The 14,976-nt window shown below is 67.9% G+C and carries 16 protein-coding genes; 12 read left to right on the top strand and 4 right to left on the bottom strand.

The genetic code is table 11. The features are described from left to right. Nucleotides 1-31: 31 nt before the first annotated feature. The 4 genes from rpsA to lapB all read left to right on the top strand — a co-directional run bounded on the left by rpsA (nt 32) and on the right by lapB (nt 3,577). The gene (rpsA, locus tag IV088_RS10020) at nt 32-1,714 is read left to right on the top strand and encodes a 30S ribosomal protein S1 (RefSeq protein ID WP_291101314.1); all 1,683 of its coding nucleotides are present in this window, start codon (nt 32-34) and stop codon (nt 1,712-1,714) included. An 83-nt stretch (nt 1,715-1,797) separates the two neighbouring features. Beyond that, on the top strand, nt 1,798-2,118 hold the full coding sequence (locus IV088_RS10015) for an integration host factor subunit beta (RefSeq protein ID WP_291101311.1): 321 nt from the start codon (nt 1,798-1,800) through the stop codon (nt 2,116-2,118). A gap of 33 nt (nt 2,119-2,151) precedes the next feature. Continuing rightward, entirely contained in the window at nt 2,152-2,448 is a 297-nt protein-coding gene (locus IV088_RS10010; RefSeq protein WP_291101308.1) for a lipopolysaccharide assembly protein LapA domain-containing protein, read from the top strand. Then, nucleotides 2,438-3,577, top strand: coding sequence for a lipopolysaccharide assembly protein LapB (gene lapB, locus IV088_RS10005; protein WP_291101306.1), 1,140 nt, complete (start codon nt 2,438-2,440; stop codon nt 3,575-3,577). The genes IV088_RS10010 and lapB overlap by 11 nt, the downstream gene beginning before the upstream one ends. A 101-nt stretch (nt 3,578-3,678) precedes the next feature. Here the strand turns inward: lapB and IV088_RS10000 are convergent, their stop codons facing one another. Then, a complete protein-coding gene (locus tag IV088_RS10000) occupies nt 3,679-4,368 on the bottom strand; it encodes an aspartate/glutamate racemase family protein (RefSeq protein ID WP_291101303.1) in 690 nt (229 codons plus the stop codon). Between the two features lie 48 nt (nt 4,369-4,416). Here IV088_RS10000 and IV088_RS09995 point away from each other — a divergent pair, with 48 nt between their 5' ends. Next, nucleotides 4,417-5,685 carry an FAD-binding oxidoreductase gene (locus tag IV088_RS09995; protein ID WP_291101300.1) on the top strand — a complete coding sequence of 423 codons (1,269 nt, stop codon included), beginning with the start codon at nt 4,417-4,419 and terminating at the stop codon, nt 5,683-5,685. 9 nt (nt 5,686-5,694) lie between these two features. On the opposite strand, the gene IV088_RS09990 is transcribed toward IV088_RS09995, so the two are convergent. The 3 genes from IV088_RS09990 to IV088_RS09980 are packed head-to-tail and all read right to left on the bottom strand — an operon-like array spanning nt 5,695 to nt 8,478. Continuing rightward, a complete protein-coding gene (locus IV088_RS09990; RefSeq protein ID WP_291101298.1) occupies nt 5,695-6,990 on the bottom strand; it encodes a TRAP transporter large permease subunit in 1,296 nt (431 codons plus the stop codon). Then, nucleotides 6,983-7,489 (bottom strand): TRAP transporter small permease, encoded by a 507-nt coding sequence (locus IV088_RS09985; protein ID WP_291101350.1) that lies wholly within the window; start codon nt 7,487-7,489, stop codon nt 6,983-6,985. Before IV088_RS09985 ends, IV088_RS09990 begins: the two co-directional genes overlap by 8 nt. A 14-nt stretch (nt 7,490-7,503) precedes the next feature. After that, nucleotides 7,504-8,478, bottom strand: a complete 975-nt coding sequence (locus IV088_RS09980) for a TRAP transporter substrate-binding protein (protein ID WP_291101295.1) — start codon at nt 8,476-8,478, stop codon at nt 7,504-7,506. Between the two features lie 174 nt (nt 8,479-8,652). Between IV088_RS09980 and IV088_RS09975 the strand changes: the two genes are divergently transcribed. The 7 genes from IV088_RS09975 (at nt 8,653) to IV088_RS09945 (ending at nt 14,962) form a co-directional block, all read left to right on the top strand. Continuing rightward, nucleotides 8,653-9,201 carry a winged helix DNA-binding protein gene (locus IV088_RS09975; RefSeq protein ID WP_291101292.1) on the top strand — a complete coding sequence of 183 codons (549 nt, stop codon included), beginning with the start codon at nt 8,653-8,655 and terminating at the stop codon, nt 9,199-9,201. A 242-nt stretch (nt 9,202-9,443) separates the two neighbouring features. Beyond that, nucleotides 9,444-10,199, top strand: coding sequence for a 5-oxoprolinase subunit PxpB (gene pxpB / locus IV088_RS09970; RefSeq protein ID WP_291101289.1), 756 nt, complete (start codon nt 9,444-9,446; stop codon nt 10,197-10,199). 40 nt (nt 10,200-10,239) lie between these two features. Next, nucleotides 10,240-11,277 (top strand): biotin-dependent carboxyltransferase family protein, encoded by a 1,038-nt coding sequence (locus IV088_RS09965; RefSeq protein ID WP_291101286.1) that lies wholly within the window; start codon nt 10,240-10,242, stop codon nt 11,275-11,277. Nucleotides 11,278-11,379: 102 nt separating this feature from the next. Beyond that, complete coding sequence (locus IV088_RS09960) at nt 11,380-12,153, top strand: LamB/YcsF family protein (RefSeq protein WP_291101283.1); 774 nt, start codon at nt 11,380-11,382, stop codon at nt 12,151-12,153. Between the two features lie 106 nt (nt 12,154-12,259). Continuing rightward, nucleotides 12,260-13,264, top strand: coding sequence for a recombination-associated protein RdgC (locus IV088_RS09955; protein ID WP_291101281.1), 1,005 nt, complete (start codon nt 12,260-12,262; stop codon nt 13,262-13,264). Between the two features lie 125 nt (nt 13,265-13,389). Then, nucleotides 13,390-13,773 carry a fluoride efflux transporter CrcB gene (gene crcB / locus IV088_RS09950; protein ID WP_291101279.1) on the top strand — a complete coding sequence of 128 codons (384 nt, stop codon included), beginning with the start codon at nt 13,390-13,392 and terminating at the stop codon, nt 13,771-13,773. 118 nt (nt 13,774-13,891) lie between these two features. After that, nucleotides 13,892-14,962 carry a flavodoxin family protein gene (locus IV088_RS09945; RefSeq protein WP_291101277.1) on the top strand — a complete coding sequence of 357 codons (1,071 nt, stop codon included), beginning with the start codon at nt 13,892-13,894 and terminating at the stop codon, nt 14,960-14,962. Nucleotides 14,963-14,976 lie beyond the last annotated feature (14 nt).

Here is a 14,976-nt window from a genome sequence, read left to right as displayed (position 1 = left end):
GCCCCGACGCTGAGTGGCTCTAGGAAACTGCATGTCTGAATCTTTTGCCGCCCTCTTCGAAGAGTCCCTGAAACGCGCTGAAATGCGCTCAGGCGAAGTCATCACCGCGGAAGTCGTTCGCATCGAACACAACCACGTCGTGGTCAACGCCGGTCTGAAGTCGGAAGCCTATGTGCCGCTCGCCGAGTTCAAGAACGACCTGGGCGAACTCGAAGTGCAGGTCGGCGACTTCGTCTCCGTCGCCATCGACTCCGTGGAAAACGGCTTCGGCGACACCCTGCTGTCGCGCGACAAGGCCAAGCGCCTGGCCTCGTGGATGGCCCTGGAAAAGGCCCTCGAATCCGGCGACTTCGTCACCGGCACGACCTCCAGCAAGGTCAAGGGCGGCCTCAAGGTCATGGTCAACGGCATCAGCGCCTTCCTGCCGGGCTCGCTGGTCGACAGCCGTCCGACCAAGGACCTGACCCCGTACGAAAACAAGACCCTGGAATTCAAGGTCATCAAGCTCGACCGCAAGCGCAACAACGTGGTGCTGAGCCGCCGTGCCGTGGTGGAAGCCTCCATGGGCGAAGAACGCGCCAAGCTGATGGACACGCTGAAAGAAGGCGCGATCGTCAACGGCGTGGTCAAGAACATCACCGAATACGGTGCGTTCGTGGACCTGGGCGGTATCGACGGCCTGCTGCACATCACCGACATGGCCTGGCGCCGTGTCCGTCACCCGAGCGAAGTGGTGACGGCTGGCCAGGAAATCACCGCCAAGATCCTGAAGTTCGACACCGAGAAGCACCGCGTTTCCCTGGGTCTGAAGCAGATGGGCGACGATCCCTGGATGGGCGTTGGCCGCCGCTACCCGCAAGGCACGCGCATGTTCGGCAAGATCACCAACATCGCCGACTACGGCGCGTTCGTCGAGCTGGAGCCAGGCATCGAAGGCCTGGTGCACGTCTCCGAAATGGACTGGACCAACAAGAACGTGGCCCCGTCCAAGCTGGTGTCGCTGGGCGACGAAGTCGAAGTCATGGTGCTCGACATCGACGAAGACAAGCGTCGCATCTCGCTGGGCATGAAGCAGTGCCGTGCCAACCCCTGGCACGAGTTCGCCGAGCAGACCAAGCGTGGTGACCGCGTCAAGGGCCCGATCAAGTCGATCACCGACTTCGGCGTGTTCGTGGGTCTGGCCGCCGGCATCGACGGCCTGGTTCACCTGTCCGATCTGTCGTGGAACGAAACCGGCGAAGCCGCCGTACGCAACTACAAAAAGGGTCAGGAAGTCGAAGCCATCGTGCTGGCCATCGATGTGGAGCGCGAGCGCATCTCCCTGGGCATCAAGCAACTCGACGGTGACCCGTTCACCACCTTCGTGTCGGTGAACGACAAGGGCTCCATCGTGACCGGCAAGGTCAAGACCGTGGACGCCAAGGGCGCTGAAATCGATCTTGGCGAAGACGTGCTGGGCTACCTGCGTGCCTCCGAAATCAGCCGTGACCGCGTGGAAGATGCGCGCAACGTGCTGAAAGAAGGCGACGAAGTGACGACCGTGGTGATGAACGTGGACCGCAAGACCCGCAACATCCAGCTGTCGATCAAGGCCAAGGACATGGCTGACCAGAACGAAGCCATGCAGACCCTGAGCCAGCAGTCGGCCCGTGAAAATGCCGGCACCACCAGCCTGGGCGCCCTGCTGCGCGCCAAGCTGGACAACAACAACTGAGAAGCCTGATCAGTGGCTGGCGCGCACCCTGCGCGCCAGCCCTGTGATGCGCCATCCAGACCCGAACACGGTTCGATTCAGACATGACCCGCAGCGACCTCGTCGAAGCACTGGCCGGCAAGTTCAGCCAGCTCACCCACCGCGATGCCGAGTTTGCCGTCAAAGCGATCCTCGATGCGATGGGCGAGGCCTTGGTCAAAGGCCACCGGATCGAAATCCGGGGTTTTGGCAGCTTTTCCGTGAACCGCCGCTCACCCCGCATCGGGCGCAACCCGCGTTCGGGTGAAAGCGTGATGATTCCGGAGAAACGCGTCCCCCATTTCAAACCGGGCAAGGCCCTGCGCGAAGAGGTGGACAAGAAGACCGCCGAGATCCTGGGCCGCGCGCCGAAGACGCCGACCTGATCGCTACAATCGCCCCACCACAGAGGGGATGATTTGAAATACCTGATGTGGCTGCTCAACGCAGCCATTTTTTTTGTGCTGTTCGCCTTCGCGCTGAACAACCAGGCACCCGTCACGCTGCACCTGTTCTTCGGTGCCAGCTGGCAGGCGCCGCTGGTGCTGGTGCTGCTGTGTGTGCTGCTGCTGGGCGTGGTGCTGGGTGTCCTGGTGATGCTGCCGCTGTGGCTGCGCGCACGCAAGCAACGGCGTCCCACGCCCACGGTCGTGACGCCGCTGCCCACCGTCCCCGATGCTGTCGGCCCGCCCCAGACCACCACCCATGGATCTTGATCTCACCTGGCTCCTCTGGGGCCTGCCTCTGGCGTTCGCGCTCGGTTGGGTTGCTTCGCGCCTGGACCTGCGCCAGTGGCGCATGGAAAGCCGGCAGACGCCGAAGGCCTATTTCCGGGGCCTGAACCACCTGCTGAACGAGCAGCAGGATCAGGCCATCGACGCCTTCATCGAAGCGGTCCAGCGGGACCCCGACACGGCCGAGTTGCACTTTGCGCTGGGCAACCTGTTCCGCCGCCGTGGTGACTACGACCGCGCGGTCCGGGTCCATGAACACCTGCTCGCGCGCGCCGACCTCGACCGCAAGGACCGCGACCGTGCCCAGCATGCCTTGGCACTCGATTTTCTGAAGGCGGGTTTGCTGGACCGTGCCGAGTCGGCGCTGCACAAGCTGGATGGGTCGGCCTTCGAAGGCGAGGCCCTGCTGGCGCTGCTCGCGATCAGCGAGCGCTCGCGCGACTGGCCGCAGGCCCAGGCGATCGCCCAGCGGCTGGAAGACGCCAACCAGGGCAGCTTCAGCACGCGCCTGTCGCACTACCTGTGCGAAGAGGCCGAGTTGGCCCAGAGCAAAGGCGATGTCACCGAGGCCCTGCGACTGCTCGGCAAGGCCGTGGACCGAGCGCCTCAACAGGCGCGCGGCTGGCTGGCGCTCTCGGCGCTCAAGGCCCAGCAGGGCGACACGTCGGGGGCCATGGACACCCTGAAGAAGATGGCCAGTGAAGCCCCCCAAGGCATGCCGCTGGCGGCCCTACCGCTGGCGGACCTGTCCAAGCTGGTCGGGCGCCAGGCGGAGGCGCTCCAGTTGCTGCACGCGGCACAGGCGCACGCGCCCTCGCTGGACATCACCGAGGCCCTGGCCCGCCTGAGCCCGGATGCAGCCCGATCCCACTACCTCGCCCACCTGGAGCGAGAACCTTCGCTGGTGATTGCCACGCAGTGGCTGGGTGGCGAGACGCTCTCCGACCCCACCGCCCAGAAGCGGGTCCAGTCCGCACTGGAACAGGCCAGCGCGCCGCTCAAGCGCTACCGCTGCGCAGCCTGCGGCTTCGAGGCGCGGCAACACTTCTGGCATTGCCCCGGCTGCCAGAGCTGGGACAGTTACCCGGCTCGGCGCGTAGAGGAGTTGTAGCCCCCCCGCGCCGCTTCGCGTCACCCCCGAGGGGCAACGCTGGCGGCCCGGCGAAGCCGGTTCCGCGGCGTTCTGGGTAGAACGCCCCCTCTTTTCGATTCTCAGTTTGCTGTTCGCTGCTCCCTCCATGTGGCCAGCAGCAGGGTTTCCAGATCGTGCACAGGCCGCCCCGTCGCCTGCGCCACGGCATGTCGGTAGGGTGGCATGTTGGTGCACTCGAGCACCACGTGCTTCACCTCGGGATGCCTCGCCACCAGCCGCACCGCCGCTTCCACCACGTCATCCGATGCGTGCTGCAGATCCAGCTCAGTGTCGTCGCTCAGGATGCGCGACTGCAGTTCGCAGCCCGGCCGCAAACCTTCCACCGGCGTGCCCACCGGGACACCCGCCCGCTGCAGCAGGTCGGCGTGCAGCGAAGCGGCATCGAACGTGACGATGCCCGGGGACGACAGGCCGACACATTGCAGCAGGCTGGAGGTGATCACCGGCACGTCCACCGCCGCCTGCAGTTCGGTTTGCCACGCGGCCAGAAACCCGCAACTGGTGGTGATCAGCCGGGCACCCTGGTGCGCCAGCGATCGTGCAGCGTCTGCAAAGGGTCCGAGCAGCGCCGGGTCTTGGGTTTGCACCACGCGCCGGGCCGATGCACCGGGCACGGTGATGAAGCGCGCCGGGATGCTGGCGCGCGCCCAGGTGGCCGGGCTGCCGATGTCGCCGGGCGGACGGGGGAAGCGCGTGTCCAGCATGATCACCCCCAGAAATCCTTCGGTCGTGGTCGGCGGGCTCGTCATGGCGATAAGCTGAGGGTGGAAAAGCATCAACGAAGGAATCATTGGAGCATGACGCAGGCAAGGCTGGGACAACAGGTGGTGGTGCTGGGCGCAGGCATGGTGGGCATCGCTTGCGCGCTCTCGTTGCGCCAACGCGGCCTGGACGTGACCGTGATCGACCCGCTGGGGCCGGGTGCCGCCACCTCGCACGGCAACGCGGGTGTGCTGGCGCGCAGCTCGCTCATGCCGTTCAACCACCCCCGGCTGTGGTCGCAGCTGCCGGGCCTGCTGCGCGGGCGCAGCCCGGGCTTTCGATACCACCCGCTGGGGTTGCTGGATCAATGGCGCTGGGGGCTCTCGTTCCTCGCCCATGCGCGCGAACAGGCCTTTCGCGACACCACCACGGCACTCGACGCGCTCATCCGTCATTCCGGCACCGTGCACCGAGCGTGGATGGCGGCGGCCGGTGTCGCGCACCGCCGGCGAGATGAGGGCTGGCTGTTCCTCTACCGCAGCGAGACGGGGTTCGGGGCGGGCGCTTTCGGGCGCGAGACCCTGGCCCGGTTCGGTGTGGCCACCGCCGTGCTGGCCCCGCACGAACTGCACGACCTGGAACCGCACCTGCAACCCATCTTCCGCAAGGCCCTGTGGGTGAAAGACGCCAGCTCGGTGGACAGCCCCGGTGAGGTCGTGCGCGCCTACGCGAGGTGGCTGGTGGAACTGGGTGGACGGGTGATGACCTCCGAGGCCACTCGGTTGCACCGGGATGGTGATGGTTGGAGCGTCGACACGGCCGGCGGGGGAACCCAGCGTGCCGATCACGTGGTCATCGCGCTCGGCCCGTGGTCGCGCGACTTCCTTCGACAGCAGCTCGGTTTGAAGTTGCCCATGGGCTTCGAGCGCGGCTACCACCGGCACCTCAACCCGGTGAACGGCGCAACGCTGAACCGCCCGGTCTACGACACGGCGGCAGGCTACGTGCTGGCACCCATGGCGCAAGGGCTGCGCCTGACCACCGGGGTGGAACTCAACGCGCAACACGCGCCACTGAGACCTGGACAACTGAACGCCGCCGAACGGGCCGCGCGCGAGGCGCTGGCGATGGGCGAACGCACGGCCGAGCCCGACTGGCTGGGCAGCCGCCCCACCCTGCCCGACAGCCGCCCGATGGTGGGGGAATGCCCCGGCCGGCCCGGTGTCTGGCTGGCGCTGGGGCACCAGCACGTCGGGTTCTCGACGGGACCGGGGACCGGTGAGCTGCTGTCCCAACTCATGCTGGGCGAGCCCACCACCATCGACCCGCGCCCGTTCAGGCCACAGCGCTTTCTGCGGGCCTGAACACAACGGTCACATGTTCCCCGGCAGCCACATCACGATGGAGGGGAACCACCAGAGCAGGCACACCGCCAGCACCATGAGGAAAAAGTAAGGCAGGCAGACCCTGGCGATCCAGTTGATCTCGCGCTGGGTCATGCCCTGCAGCACAAACAGGTTGAAGCCCACCGGCGGCGTGATCTGTGCCATCTCCACCACGATCACGATGAAGATGCCGAACCAGATCAGGTCGATGCCCGCGGCCTGCACCGTGGGCACGATGACCCCCATGGTCAGCACGATCATGGAAATGCCGTCGAGGAAACAGCCCAGCACGATGTAGAACAGCGCCAGCGCGATCAGCAACAGGCCCGGCGACAGGCCCAGCGATCCGACCCACTCGGCGAGGTGACGCGGCAGGCCGATGTAGCCCATGGACAGGGTGAGGAAGGCGGCCCCGGCGAGGATCAGCGCCATCATGCAGTACAGCCTCGTGGCCCCCAGCAGCGCGTCCTTGAAGTTCTGCCAGTTGAGCGACTTCTGGTAGGCCGACAGCATCAGCGAGCCGACCACGCCGATGGCGGCCGCCTCGGTGGCTGTTGCCACGCCCACGTAGATCGAGCCGATCACGCCGCCGATGAGCAGCACCACCGGAATGAGCTCGCTGGAGGCGCGCAGTTTTTCCGTGAAGCTCATGTCGGCATCGGCTTCGGGGATCTTGTCGGGGTTGAGCAGCGACCAGACCATCAGGTAGCCGCTGAACAGCCCCGCGAGCATCAGCCCCGGAATCACGCCCGCCACGAACAGCTTGGCGATCGACACCTCGGCGGCGACGCCGTACACGATCATCACGATCGACGGCGGGATCAGCAGGCCCAGCGTGCTCGCGCCACCGAGCGAACCGATGACGCGCTCCGGCGGGTAGCCGCGCGCGGTCAGCTCGGGAATCGTCATCTTGCCGATGGTGGCGCAGGTCGCGGCCGACGAGCCCGACACCGCTGCAAAAATGGTGCTGCCCAGGATGTTGGTGTGCAGCAGCCGGCCCGGCAGCGCGTTGACCCAGGGCGCCAGGCCCTTGAACATGTTCTCCGACAGCTTGGTGCGGAACAGGATCTCGCCCATCCACACGAACAACGGCAGCGCGGTCAGCGTCCAGCTGCTGGCCGAGCCCCAGATGGTGACGGCCATGGCGTCGCCCGCGCTGCGCGACGAAAACAGCTCCATGCCGATCCAGGCCACGCCCGCCAGCGTGAGGCCGATCCAGACGCCGCTGCCCAACAGCGCAAACAGGGCAACGATCAGAAAGCCGGTGACGACCATGTCATTCATGTCGGGTCTCCGATCCGTCGATGCGTTGCCGCTGGCCACGGGCTTCGAGCACCCATTCGTCCACGAAGGCGACGAACAGCACCAGCGTGCCCAGCGCCATCGCCAGCTGGGGAATCCACAGCGGCGTGGCGTCGTTGCCGGTGGAGATGTCGTTGAATTCGTGCGACTGCCACACCAGCCGCACCGCAAACCAGGCGAACAGCCCGGAGAGCAGCACCGCTGCGGTCAGCGACCACAGCTCCAGGCCCTGGCGGGCGCGGCCGGTGAGCTTGCCCAGCACCAGCGTGACGCGGATGTGTTCGTTGCGCTTGAGCGTGTGCGCCAGCGCCAGGAAGCCGGCCGCGGCCATGGTGTAGCCCGCGTAGGCGTCCGTGCCCGGCACGTGGAAATTGAACTGCCGGCCCAGCACCGACAGCAGCACCATGACCAGCACGCCGATCATGAACACCGCCGCGAGCCAGGCGCAGCCGTCGTACAAGGCATTGAGCGTGCGCCGCATGGTGCCGTCGTGGCTCACTTGCGGAACGCGTCGACCATGGCCTGGCCTTCAGGACCGGCCTTCTCCAGCCACTCCTTGAGCATGGTGTCACCGACCTTCTTCATGTCGGTCTTCAGCGCGGCCGGGGCCGGCAGGATCTGCATGCCACCGGCCTTGAGCTTGTCCAGGCTCTCGCCGTTGGCCTTCTTGCTCTCGGCCCAGCCGCGGGTCTCGGCGTCGGCGGCGGCCTTCAGCACCGCGTCCTGCGTGGGCTTGTCCAGCGCATCGAAGGCTTTCTTGTTCACCAGCAGCGCGTTCTTGGGCAACCAGGCCTGGGTGTCGTACCAATACTTCACGTGCTCGTACAGCTTGGCGTCGGCGCCGGTGGAGCCGCTGGACATCATGCTTTCGGTCACGCCGGTGGCAAACGCCTGGCTCACTTCAGCGGCCTGCACGGTGACGGGCTGTGCGCCCACCAGCTCGGCGATGCGGGCAGTGGCCGGGCTGTAGGCGCGCCACTTGATGCCCTTGAGGTCGGCCGCGCTGTTCAGCGGCTTCTTGCTGTACACGCCCTGCGGCGGCCATGGCACGGCGTACAACACCATCATGCCCTGCTCGGCCAGCTTCTTCTCCACCACCGGGCGCTGCACCTTCCAGAGCTTGGCCGATTCGTCGTAGCTGTCGGCCAGGAACGGCAGCCCGTCGGCGCCGAAGAGGGCCCATTCGTTCTGGTAGTTGGCCATCAGGATTTCGCCAGCCTGCGCCTGACCGCCCTGCACCGCGCGCTTGATCTCGGGCGCCTTGAACAGCGCGGCGTTGGCGTGCACCGTGATCTTGAGCTTGCCGCCGCTGGCCTTGTCCACGTCGGCCGCGAACTGGCTGATGTTGGCCGTGTGGAAATTGGTGGCCGGGTAGGCCGTGGCCAGGTCCCACTTGGCCTGGGCGAAGGCCGAGGTGGACAACGCGACGGCGGCAGCGGCCATCGAGAGTTGGAAAGCGCGACGTTTCATGGGAGCTCCGGTGGGTGAGGTGGAACAGATTGCAGGGACGTCCTGCGGGGAAAGGGTGCACGGAATGTAGGCGCCGGGCCGCCGGATTGTGATGGGTGTTTTCCCTTATCGTCAACAAATCGTTGGCAAATCATCAGCAAAAAATCTAAACTTCGGGCCATCGAAGGAGCGCCCATGGCCAAGACACCCAAAGCAACATCCACGCCCGCCGCGAAGGCGCCCGGCTCGCACATCGTGTCGTCGGCGCACCTGGTCTCGCCCCAGAGCGCGGAGATGAGCGAGTTCGAGTTCGGCCTGATCGTGGCGAGCAACGCCTTCCACCGCTGGGTGGTGCACTGCATGTCGGCCGCCGGCCTGAAAGACCTGATGCCGCTGGACGTGCTGGTGCTGCACCACGTCTCGCACCGCGCGCGGGACAAGCGCCTCTCGGACATCTGTTTCATCATGAACATCGAGGACACCCACCTCGTCAACTACTCGCTCAAGAAGCTCGTGAGCCTGGGCGTGGTGGTGTCCAGCAAGTCGGGCAAAGAGGTCACCTACGCCGCCACCGAGGCGGGCAGCGTCAGCGTGCAACGCTACCGCGAGATCCGCGAGCAATGCCTGATCCAGGCGCTGCACGCGGACGACGGGCTCAACAAGGACATCGGCGAGCTGGCGCGCCTGCTGCGCGTGCTCTCGGGCATGTACGACCAGGCGGCGCGGTCCGCGGCGTCATTGTGAACACCCCCGGTACTGTGAAGACCCCCCTGCGCCGCTTCGCGTCTTCCCCCCTGAGGGGGACGCAGCTGGTGGCCCGGCAAAGCCGGTTCCACGGCTGCTCTGGGTGGGGGCACGCGCTCCGGCTGTATGTGGGAGCCTCTGCCGCTGCGCGTCTCGTGCCTGGCTCCCTCGCCCCTCTGGGGAGAGGGCTGGGGTGAGGGGCCGCCGCCGAGCCCTGGTCTCCCTGTCGCAAATCACCTCCCATGAGTCCTGACACGCCCCCCCGCCTGCTCGCCCTCGGCGACAGCGCCTGGACGCTGGAGTTCGGCAGCGCCATCGACCCGGCCATCAACGCCCGCGTGATGGGCCTGGCCGAGCGGGTGGCGCAGCGGCGTGGCGCGGAACCGCTGCTCGCATCGATCACCGATGTGGTGCCCACCTTCCGCTCGCTCACGGTGCACTACGACCCGCTGGAGGTCGATGCGGTCGCGCTGGGCGAACGGCTGCAGGCGTTGGCGCAAGAGGGGCATCAGGACATGCAGCCCGGCCACCTCTGGCACCTGCCGGTGTGCTTCGACGCCGACTGCGCGCCCGACCTGCCGCGCCTGGCCGAAGCCAAGGGGCTGTCGCCGGCCGAGGTGATCCAGCGCCTGCTCGCCGCGACCTTCCGGGTCTACATGCTGGGCTTCCAGCCCGGCTTCCCCTACATGGGCGGCGTACCGCCAGAACTGCAGATGCCCCGCCTGCCCGCGCCGCGCCAGAAGGTGCCCGCGCAGTCGCTGGCCGTGGCCGGCGAGATGTGTGCCGTCTATCCGTGGGACAGCCCCGGCGGCTGGAATCTGCTGGGCCGCACGCCGGTGGTGCTGTTCGACCTGCGCCACGCCGAGCAGCCGGCCCTGCTCGCAGCCGGCGACAGCGTGCGCTGCTTCGCGGTGGACCGCGCGACCCACGACCGGCTCGCCATCGACATCGCGCGGGGCCTGCCGCGTGAGACGTTTCTGAAGGCGCCCGAACAATGAGCCCAGCTCGCCAAGCAGTCCGCTGGACGAAGGTTTCCCCGTGAACGGACTTCTGGAGATCGTTCAACCCGGCATCGGCACCACCGTGCAGGACGGTGGCCGCGCGGGCCACCGGCACCACGGCATGCCGCTCTCGGGCTGGCTCGACGGACCGCTGGCCCGCGCGGCCAACGCCCTGCTCGGCAACCCCGCGGACGCCGCCGTGCTGGAGCTGCGCGGCACGGGCACGGTGCTGCGCGTGAAGGCCGGACCGGTGCGTGTGGCGCTGGCGGGCCGCATCGTCGCCACCTGCCTGCGGGCCGACGGCGGCCGCAGCCCCCTGCCCGCCTGGCACAGCGCCACCTTGCGCGAGGGCGACCAGCTGCTGCTCGGCACGGCCGAGAGCGGTTGTGCCTACCTCGCCGTGGCCGGCGGGTTGCTGGTCGAACCCCAGCTCAGCAGCCGCTCCAGCTACTGGCGCGCGGGCCTGGCCGGCGTGCTGGGCCGCGCCTTCCGACCGGGCGATCCGCTGCCCTGTGGCGCCTGGGGCCATGCCGACCCGAGGGAGTGGCGTTGCCGTTCGCCGTGGACGGCCAGCGAGGGCCCGGTGCGCGTGCTGCTCGGGCCGCAACAAGACCACTTCAGCCCCGACGCCATCGCCCAGTTCCTGGGCCAAGACTGGGAAGCCACCGCCGCGCAGGACCGCATGGGCCTGCGGTTTTTGGGCGAGGCGCTGGCGCACGTCAACGCTGCGGCGGCGGACATCGTGTCCGACGGCGTCACACCCGGCGCGATCCAGGTGCCCGCCAACGGCCAGCCCATCGTGCTGCTCGCCGACGGCCAGACCGTGGGCGGCTACCCCAAGATCGCCACCGTGATCAGCGCCGACCTGCCGCGGCTCGCGCACCTGCGTCCCGGCACCCGCGTGCGATTCGAAGCGGTGGACCTCGAGCAGGCCCAGCGCGTGCTGAACGACGAACGCGCGCGCTGGCAACGCTGGCTCAACGCGCGCGAGACCTACCTGCCGCCCGGTACGGTGGACGAAACCGCGCTGTACACGTCCAATCTGATCGACGGCATGCTGCGCGCCGACCCCTGACCAGGAGCACACCATGCACCCCCACGTTCGACACTTCGTGTTCTCACGACCCCCCAAGGTGGCACAAGCCTCCTTTGAGGCGGCTCGGCAGGAGGCTTGACCATGACCCAACCCACCATCAACCTCAACGCCGACCTCGGCGAAAGCTTCGGCGCCTGGCGCATGGGCGACGACACGGCGCTGCTGCAGGTGATTGGCAGCGCCAACATCGCCTGCGGTTTTCACGCGGGCGACCCGGTCGTGATGCGCGAGACCGTGCGCCTCGCGCTGGCCAACGGCGTGAGCCTGGGCGCGCACCCGGCCTTCCCCGACCTGCAGGGCTTCGGCCGCCGCGCCATGCAGCTGTCGGCCAAAGAACTCGAAGCCACCATCCTCTACCAGGTGGGCGCGCTGCAGGCCATGGCCGCGGCTGAAGGCGGCAGTGTCACGCACGTCAAGCCGCACGGCGCGCTCAACAACATCGCCTGCGCCGACGCCGAAGTGGCCGCCACCGTGGCGCGCGCCGTGCGGGCGCTGGACCAAGAGCTCATCCTGCTCGCGCCCGCCCTCTCGGCGCTGGAAGCGGCCGGCGAGGCGGCGGGCCTGCGCGTGGGCCGCGAGGTATTCGCCGACCGCAGCTACCAGGCCGACGGCCAGCTCACGCCGCGCTCGCAGCCCGGCGCCGTGCTGCACGACGCCCAGGCCTGCGTGCAGCACGTGCTGCGCATGCTCGACGCCGGCGGCATCGTCACCGCCGACGGCCAGCACCTGCCGACCCCCATTCACAGCATCTGCGTGCACGGCGACGGGCCCGACGCCGTGGCCTCGGCACAGCAGATCCGGCAGGCGCTGGAGGCGGCGGGCTACCGGCTCGCACCGCTGCCCGCGCTGGTCTGAACCCCGGGGTTGGGCTGGGTATCATCAAAGCCCCTCACCCCAACCCTCTCCCGCTGACGGGAGGGGGCGCCGGTCCAAAACGCACCGGCACAACCCAAGGAATTCCGTGTTCAAGAATGTAACGATCTACCGCATCGCGCCCGGCTGGGGCGCGACGCTGGAAGCCATGGAAGCCGCGCTCGACGCGGCCCGTTTTGTGCCCTGCGGTGCCACGCAGGACAAGGCCGTGGGCTGGGTCGAGCCGCGCGGCGAGGCGAATGGCCCCTTGGCCGAGTCCGTGGCCGGGCAGCGCATCCTCAAACTGATGATCGAGAGCAAGGCCGTGCCCGGCTCGGTCGTGCGCGAGAAGGCGGACGAAGAAGCCGAGCACATCGAGGCCACCACCGGCCGCAAGCCCGGCAAGAAGCAGATGAAAGAACTGCGCGAAGACGCGCTGCTCTCCCTGCTGCCGCAGGCCTTTCCGCGCCGCATGGCCGTGTGGGTCTGGATCGACCTGGCCAACGGCCTGCTGGTCACCGACGCCAGCAGCCAGGGCAAGGCCGACGAGCTGGTGACCGCCCTGGTCAACGTGTTCAACGACCTGTCCCTCACCCTGTTGCAGACCGCCGTGACGCCGCAGACCGCCATGACCTCGTGGCTCTCGGCACCGGTGTCGGACGAAGACGAAGGTGGCGCCCCCGGCGGCTTCTCGGTCGAGCGCGAGTGCGAGCTGAAGTCGGGCGACGAAGAGAAGAGCGTCGTGAAGTTCACCCGCCACAACCTCGCCACCGACGAGGTGCGCAAGCACATCACCGAGGGCAAGCTGCCCACGCGCCTGGCCATGAGCTGGGAGGGCCGCATCGGCTTCGTGCTCACCGAGTCCATGCAGCTCAAGAAGCTCGCGTTCCTCGAAGGCGTGTTCGACGACCGCGCCGACGACGGCGACAGCGGCTTCGACACCGACGTGGCGCTGAGCACCGGCGAGCTGAACAAGCTGATCCCCGAACTGATCGAGGCCCTGGGCGGCGAGATCGTGCCCGGCATGGCGATGCCCGACGCCCCGGCCGCGGCACCGGCCAAACCCAAGCAGGAGGCCGTCACCGCCGTCGGCGACGACGATCCACCGTTCTGAAACATGCACCCCCCTGCGTCGCTGCGCGCCTTCCCCCCAGGGGGACCACACCCGTGGCCCGGCCAAGCCGGTTCCACGGTGTGCGCTGGGCACGATAGCGACCACCACCGGACCAGCGAATACCCATGCTGCAAGTGATCGCCATCAGCCTCGGCGCCAGCGTCGGCGCGCTCTCGCGCTGGCAGCTGAGCCTGTGGCTCAACCAGGGGCACGCCGTGCTGCCCTGGGGCACGCTGGCAGCCAACTGGATCGGCGCCTGGCTGGTGGGCGTGGCGGTGGTGTTCTTCCACAGCCAGACGCAGCTGGACCCGGCCTGGCGGCTGGCCGCCATCACCGGATTTCTGGGCGCGCTCACCACCTTCTCCACCTTCTCGGTCGAGGTGGTCGGCATGCTGCAGCACGCGCGCTACCTGCTGGCCATCGGCACCGCGGGCCTGCACCTGCTGGGCTCGCTGATGCTCACGGTGCTCGGCATGAAGATGGCGGGCTGGTGGTGGGCCCCGGCCTGACACGGCCCCGCTGACGCGGCACGGCGGGCCTGCCGGCGATCTGTGCGGCATCGCACAGACACCGACGGTCCATGCGCCCAGATTGAACCCCTCGGCACTTGCCGCCAAGGGACCCACCATGATCCAGATTCGCAAGGGGCAGGCGCCCGCCCCTTTGGCACGGGCGCAGTTCACCGAGCGCTTCCGGGCCTCCTTCAAGGACCCGGCGTTCCGCGCGGAAGAGACCTCGATTGCCCGCCTGGAAGCCATCGCCTGGGCCGCCTTCAGCGAAGGCCGCAAGGCGCCGTTCACCCACAAGGCCGGCGACGGTTACGCCAACCCGGACTACCTGCTGTCCGACGAATGGGTCGCCACCAAAAAACGGCTGGACGCCGCTCAATTGCTGTGGGCCGACCCTGCAACGACTTCACGCGTGCTGCTGGTCTGCGGCTCGGCGCGCAACGACGGCACCTGCCCAGGTGAAATCTCCAAAAGCTTTCGACTGATGGAAATCGCCCGGGAGGTGCTGGAGCCGCTGGACCTGCAGACCGATGTGCTGGACCTGAGCCTGCTCACCTCCGAGTACGGCCTGAAGATCCACCCCTGCAAGGGTTGCCTGTCCACGGCCATGCCGCTGTGCCACTGGCCCTGCAGCTGTTACCCCAACCACGCGCTGAACCAGACCAACGACTGGATGGCCGAAATCTACGAGCGCTGGACCGCGGCGCACGCCGTGCTCATCGTCACCCCGGTCTACTGGTACCAGAGCCCGAGCCCGCTCAAGCTGATGATGGACCGCATGGTGTGTGCCGATGGCGGCAACCCGGACCCCACCGCGACCGCGGGCAAAAACGCCGCCAAGGCCAAAGCCCTGGAGATGAAGGGCTGGGACTACCCGCAGCACCTGGCCGGCCGTGCCTACGGTGTGCTGGTGCACGGTGACGTGGCCGGCATCGAAGGGGCGCGGCGCTCGCTGTGCGACTGGCTGGACTGGATGGGCTTTCTCGATGCGGGCGTGATGGCCCGGCTGGACCGCTACATCGGCTACTACGAACCCTACGCCAACAGCCACGAGGCCCTGGACCGCGACGAAGCCCTGCAGGAAGAGGCCCGCAACCTGGCGCGGGCCGTGGCCAAGGCCGTGGTCGAGCTGCGCGCCGGCCGGCTGCAGGCGGTGCAGCCGTCGTTGAAACGCCCCCGCCCCAAGTAGCGCAGCCAGGCTCA

The organism is Hydrogenophaga sp., assembly GCF_018780075.1.
Classification (GTDB): domain Bacteria; phylum Pseudomonadota; class Gammaproteobacteria; order Burkholderiales; family Burkholderiaceae_C; genus Hydrogenophaga.
Note: the sequence above shows the minus strand (reverse complement) of the source record. Positions and strands in the feature narration are given on the sequence as shown.

Excerpts from the sequence above, each read along its gene's own strand:
- rpsA (WP_291101314.1), top strand. The coding sequence starts at position 32 with ATGTCTGAATCTTTTGCCGCCCTCTTCGAAGAGTCCCTGAAACGCGCT.
- IV088_RS10015 (WP_291101311.1), top strand. The coding sequence starts at position 1,798 with ATGACCCGCAGCGACCTCGTCGAAGCACTGGCCGGCAAGTTCAGCCAG.
- lapB (WP_291101306.1), top strand. The coding sequence starts at position 2,438 with ATGGATCTTGATCTCACCTGGCTCCTCTGGGGCCTGCCTCTGGCGTTC.
- IV088_RS10000 (WP_291101303.1), bottom strand. The coding sequence starts at position 4,368 with ATGACGAGCCCGCCGACCACGACCGAAGGATTTCTGGGGGTGATCATG.
- IV088_RS09995 (WP_291101300.1), top strand. The coding sequence starts at position 4,417 with ATGACGCAGGCAAGGCTGGGACAACAGGTGGTGGTGCTGGGCGCAGGC.
- IV088_RS09990 (WP_291101298.1), bottom strand. The coding sequence starts at position 6,990 with ATGAATGACATGGTCGTCACCGGCTTTCTGATCGTTGCCCTGTTTGCG.
- IV088_RS09985 (WP_291101350.1), bottom strand. The coding sequence starts at position 7,489 with ATGCGGCGCACGCTCAATGCCTTGTACGACGGCTGCGCCTGGCTCGCG.
- IV088_RS09980 (WP_291101295.1), bottom strand. The coding sequence starts at position 8,478 with ATGAAACGTCGCGCTTTCCAACTCTCGATGGCCGCTGCCGCCGTCGCG.
- IV088_RS09975 (WP_291101292.1), top strand. The coding sequence starts at position 8,653 with ATGGCCAAGACACCCAAAGCAACATCCACGCCCGCCGCGAAGGCGCCC.
- pxpB (WP_291101289.1), top strand. The coding sequence starts at position 9,444 with ATGAGTCCTGACACGCCCCCCCGCCTGCTCGCCCTCGGCGACAGCGCC.
- IV088_RS09960 (WP_291101283.1), top strand. The coding sequence starts at position 11,380 with ATGACCCAACCCACCATCAACCTCAACGCCGACCTCGGCGAAAGCTTC.
- crcB (WP_291101279.1), top strand. The coding sequence starts at position 13,390 with ATGCTGCAAGTGATCGCCATCAGCCTCGGCGCCAGCGTCGGCGCGCTC.
- IV088_RS09945 (WP_291101277.1), top strand. The coding sequence starts at position 13,892 with ATGATCCAGATTCGCAAGGGGCAGGCGCCCGCCCCTTTGGCACGGGCG.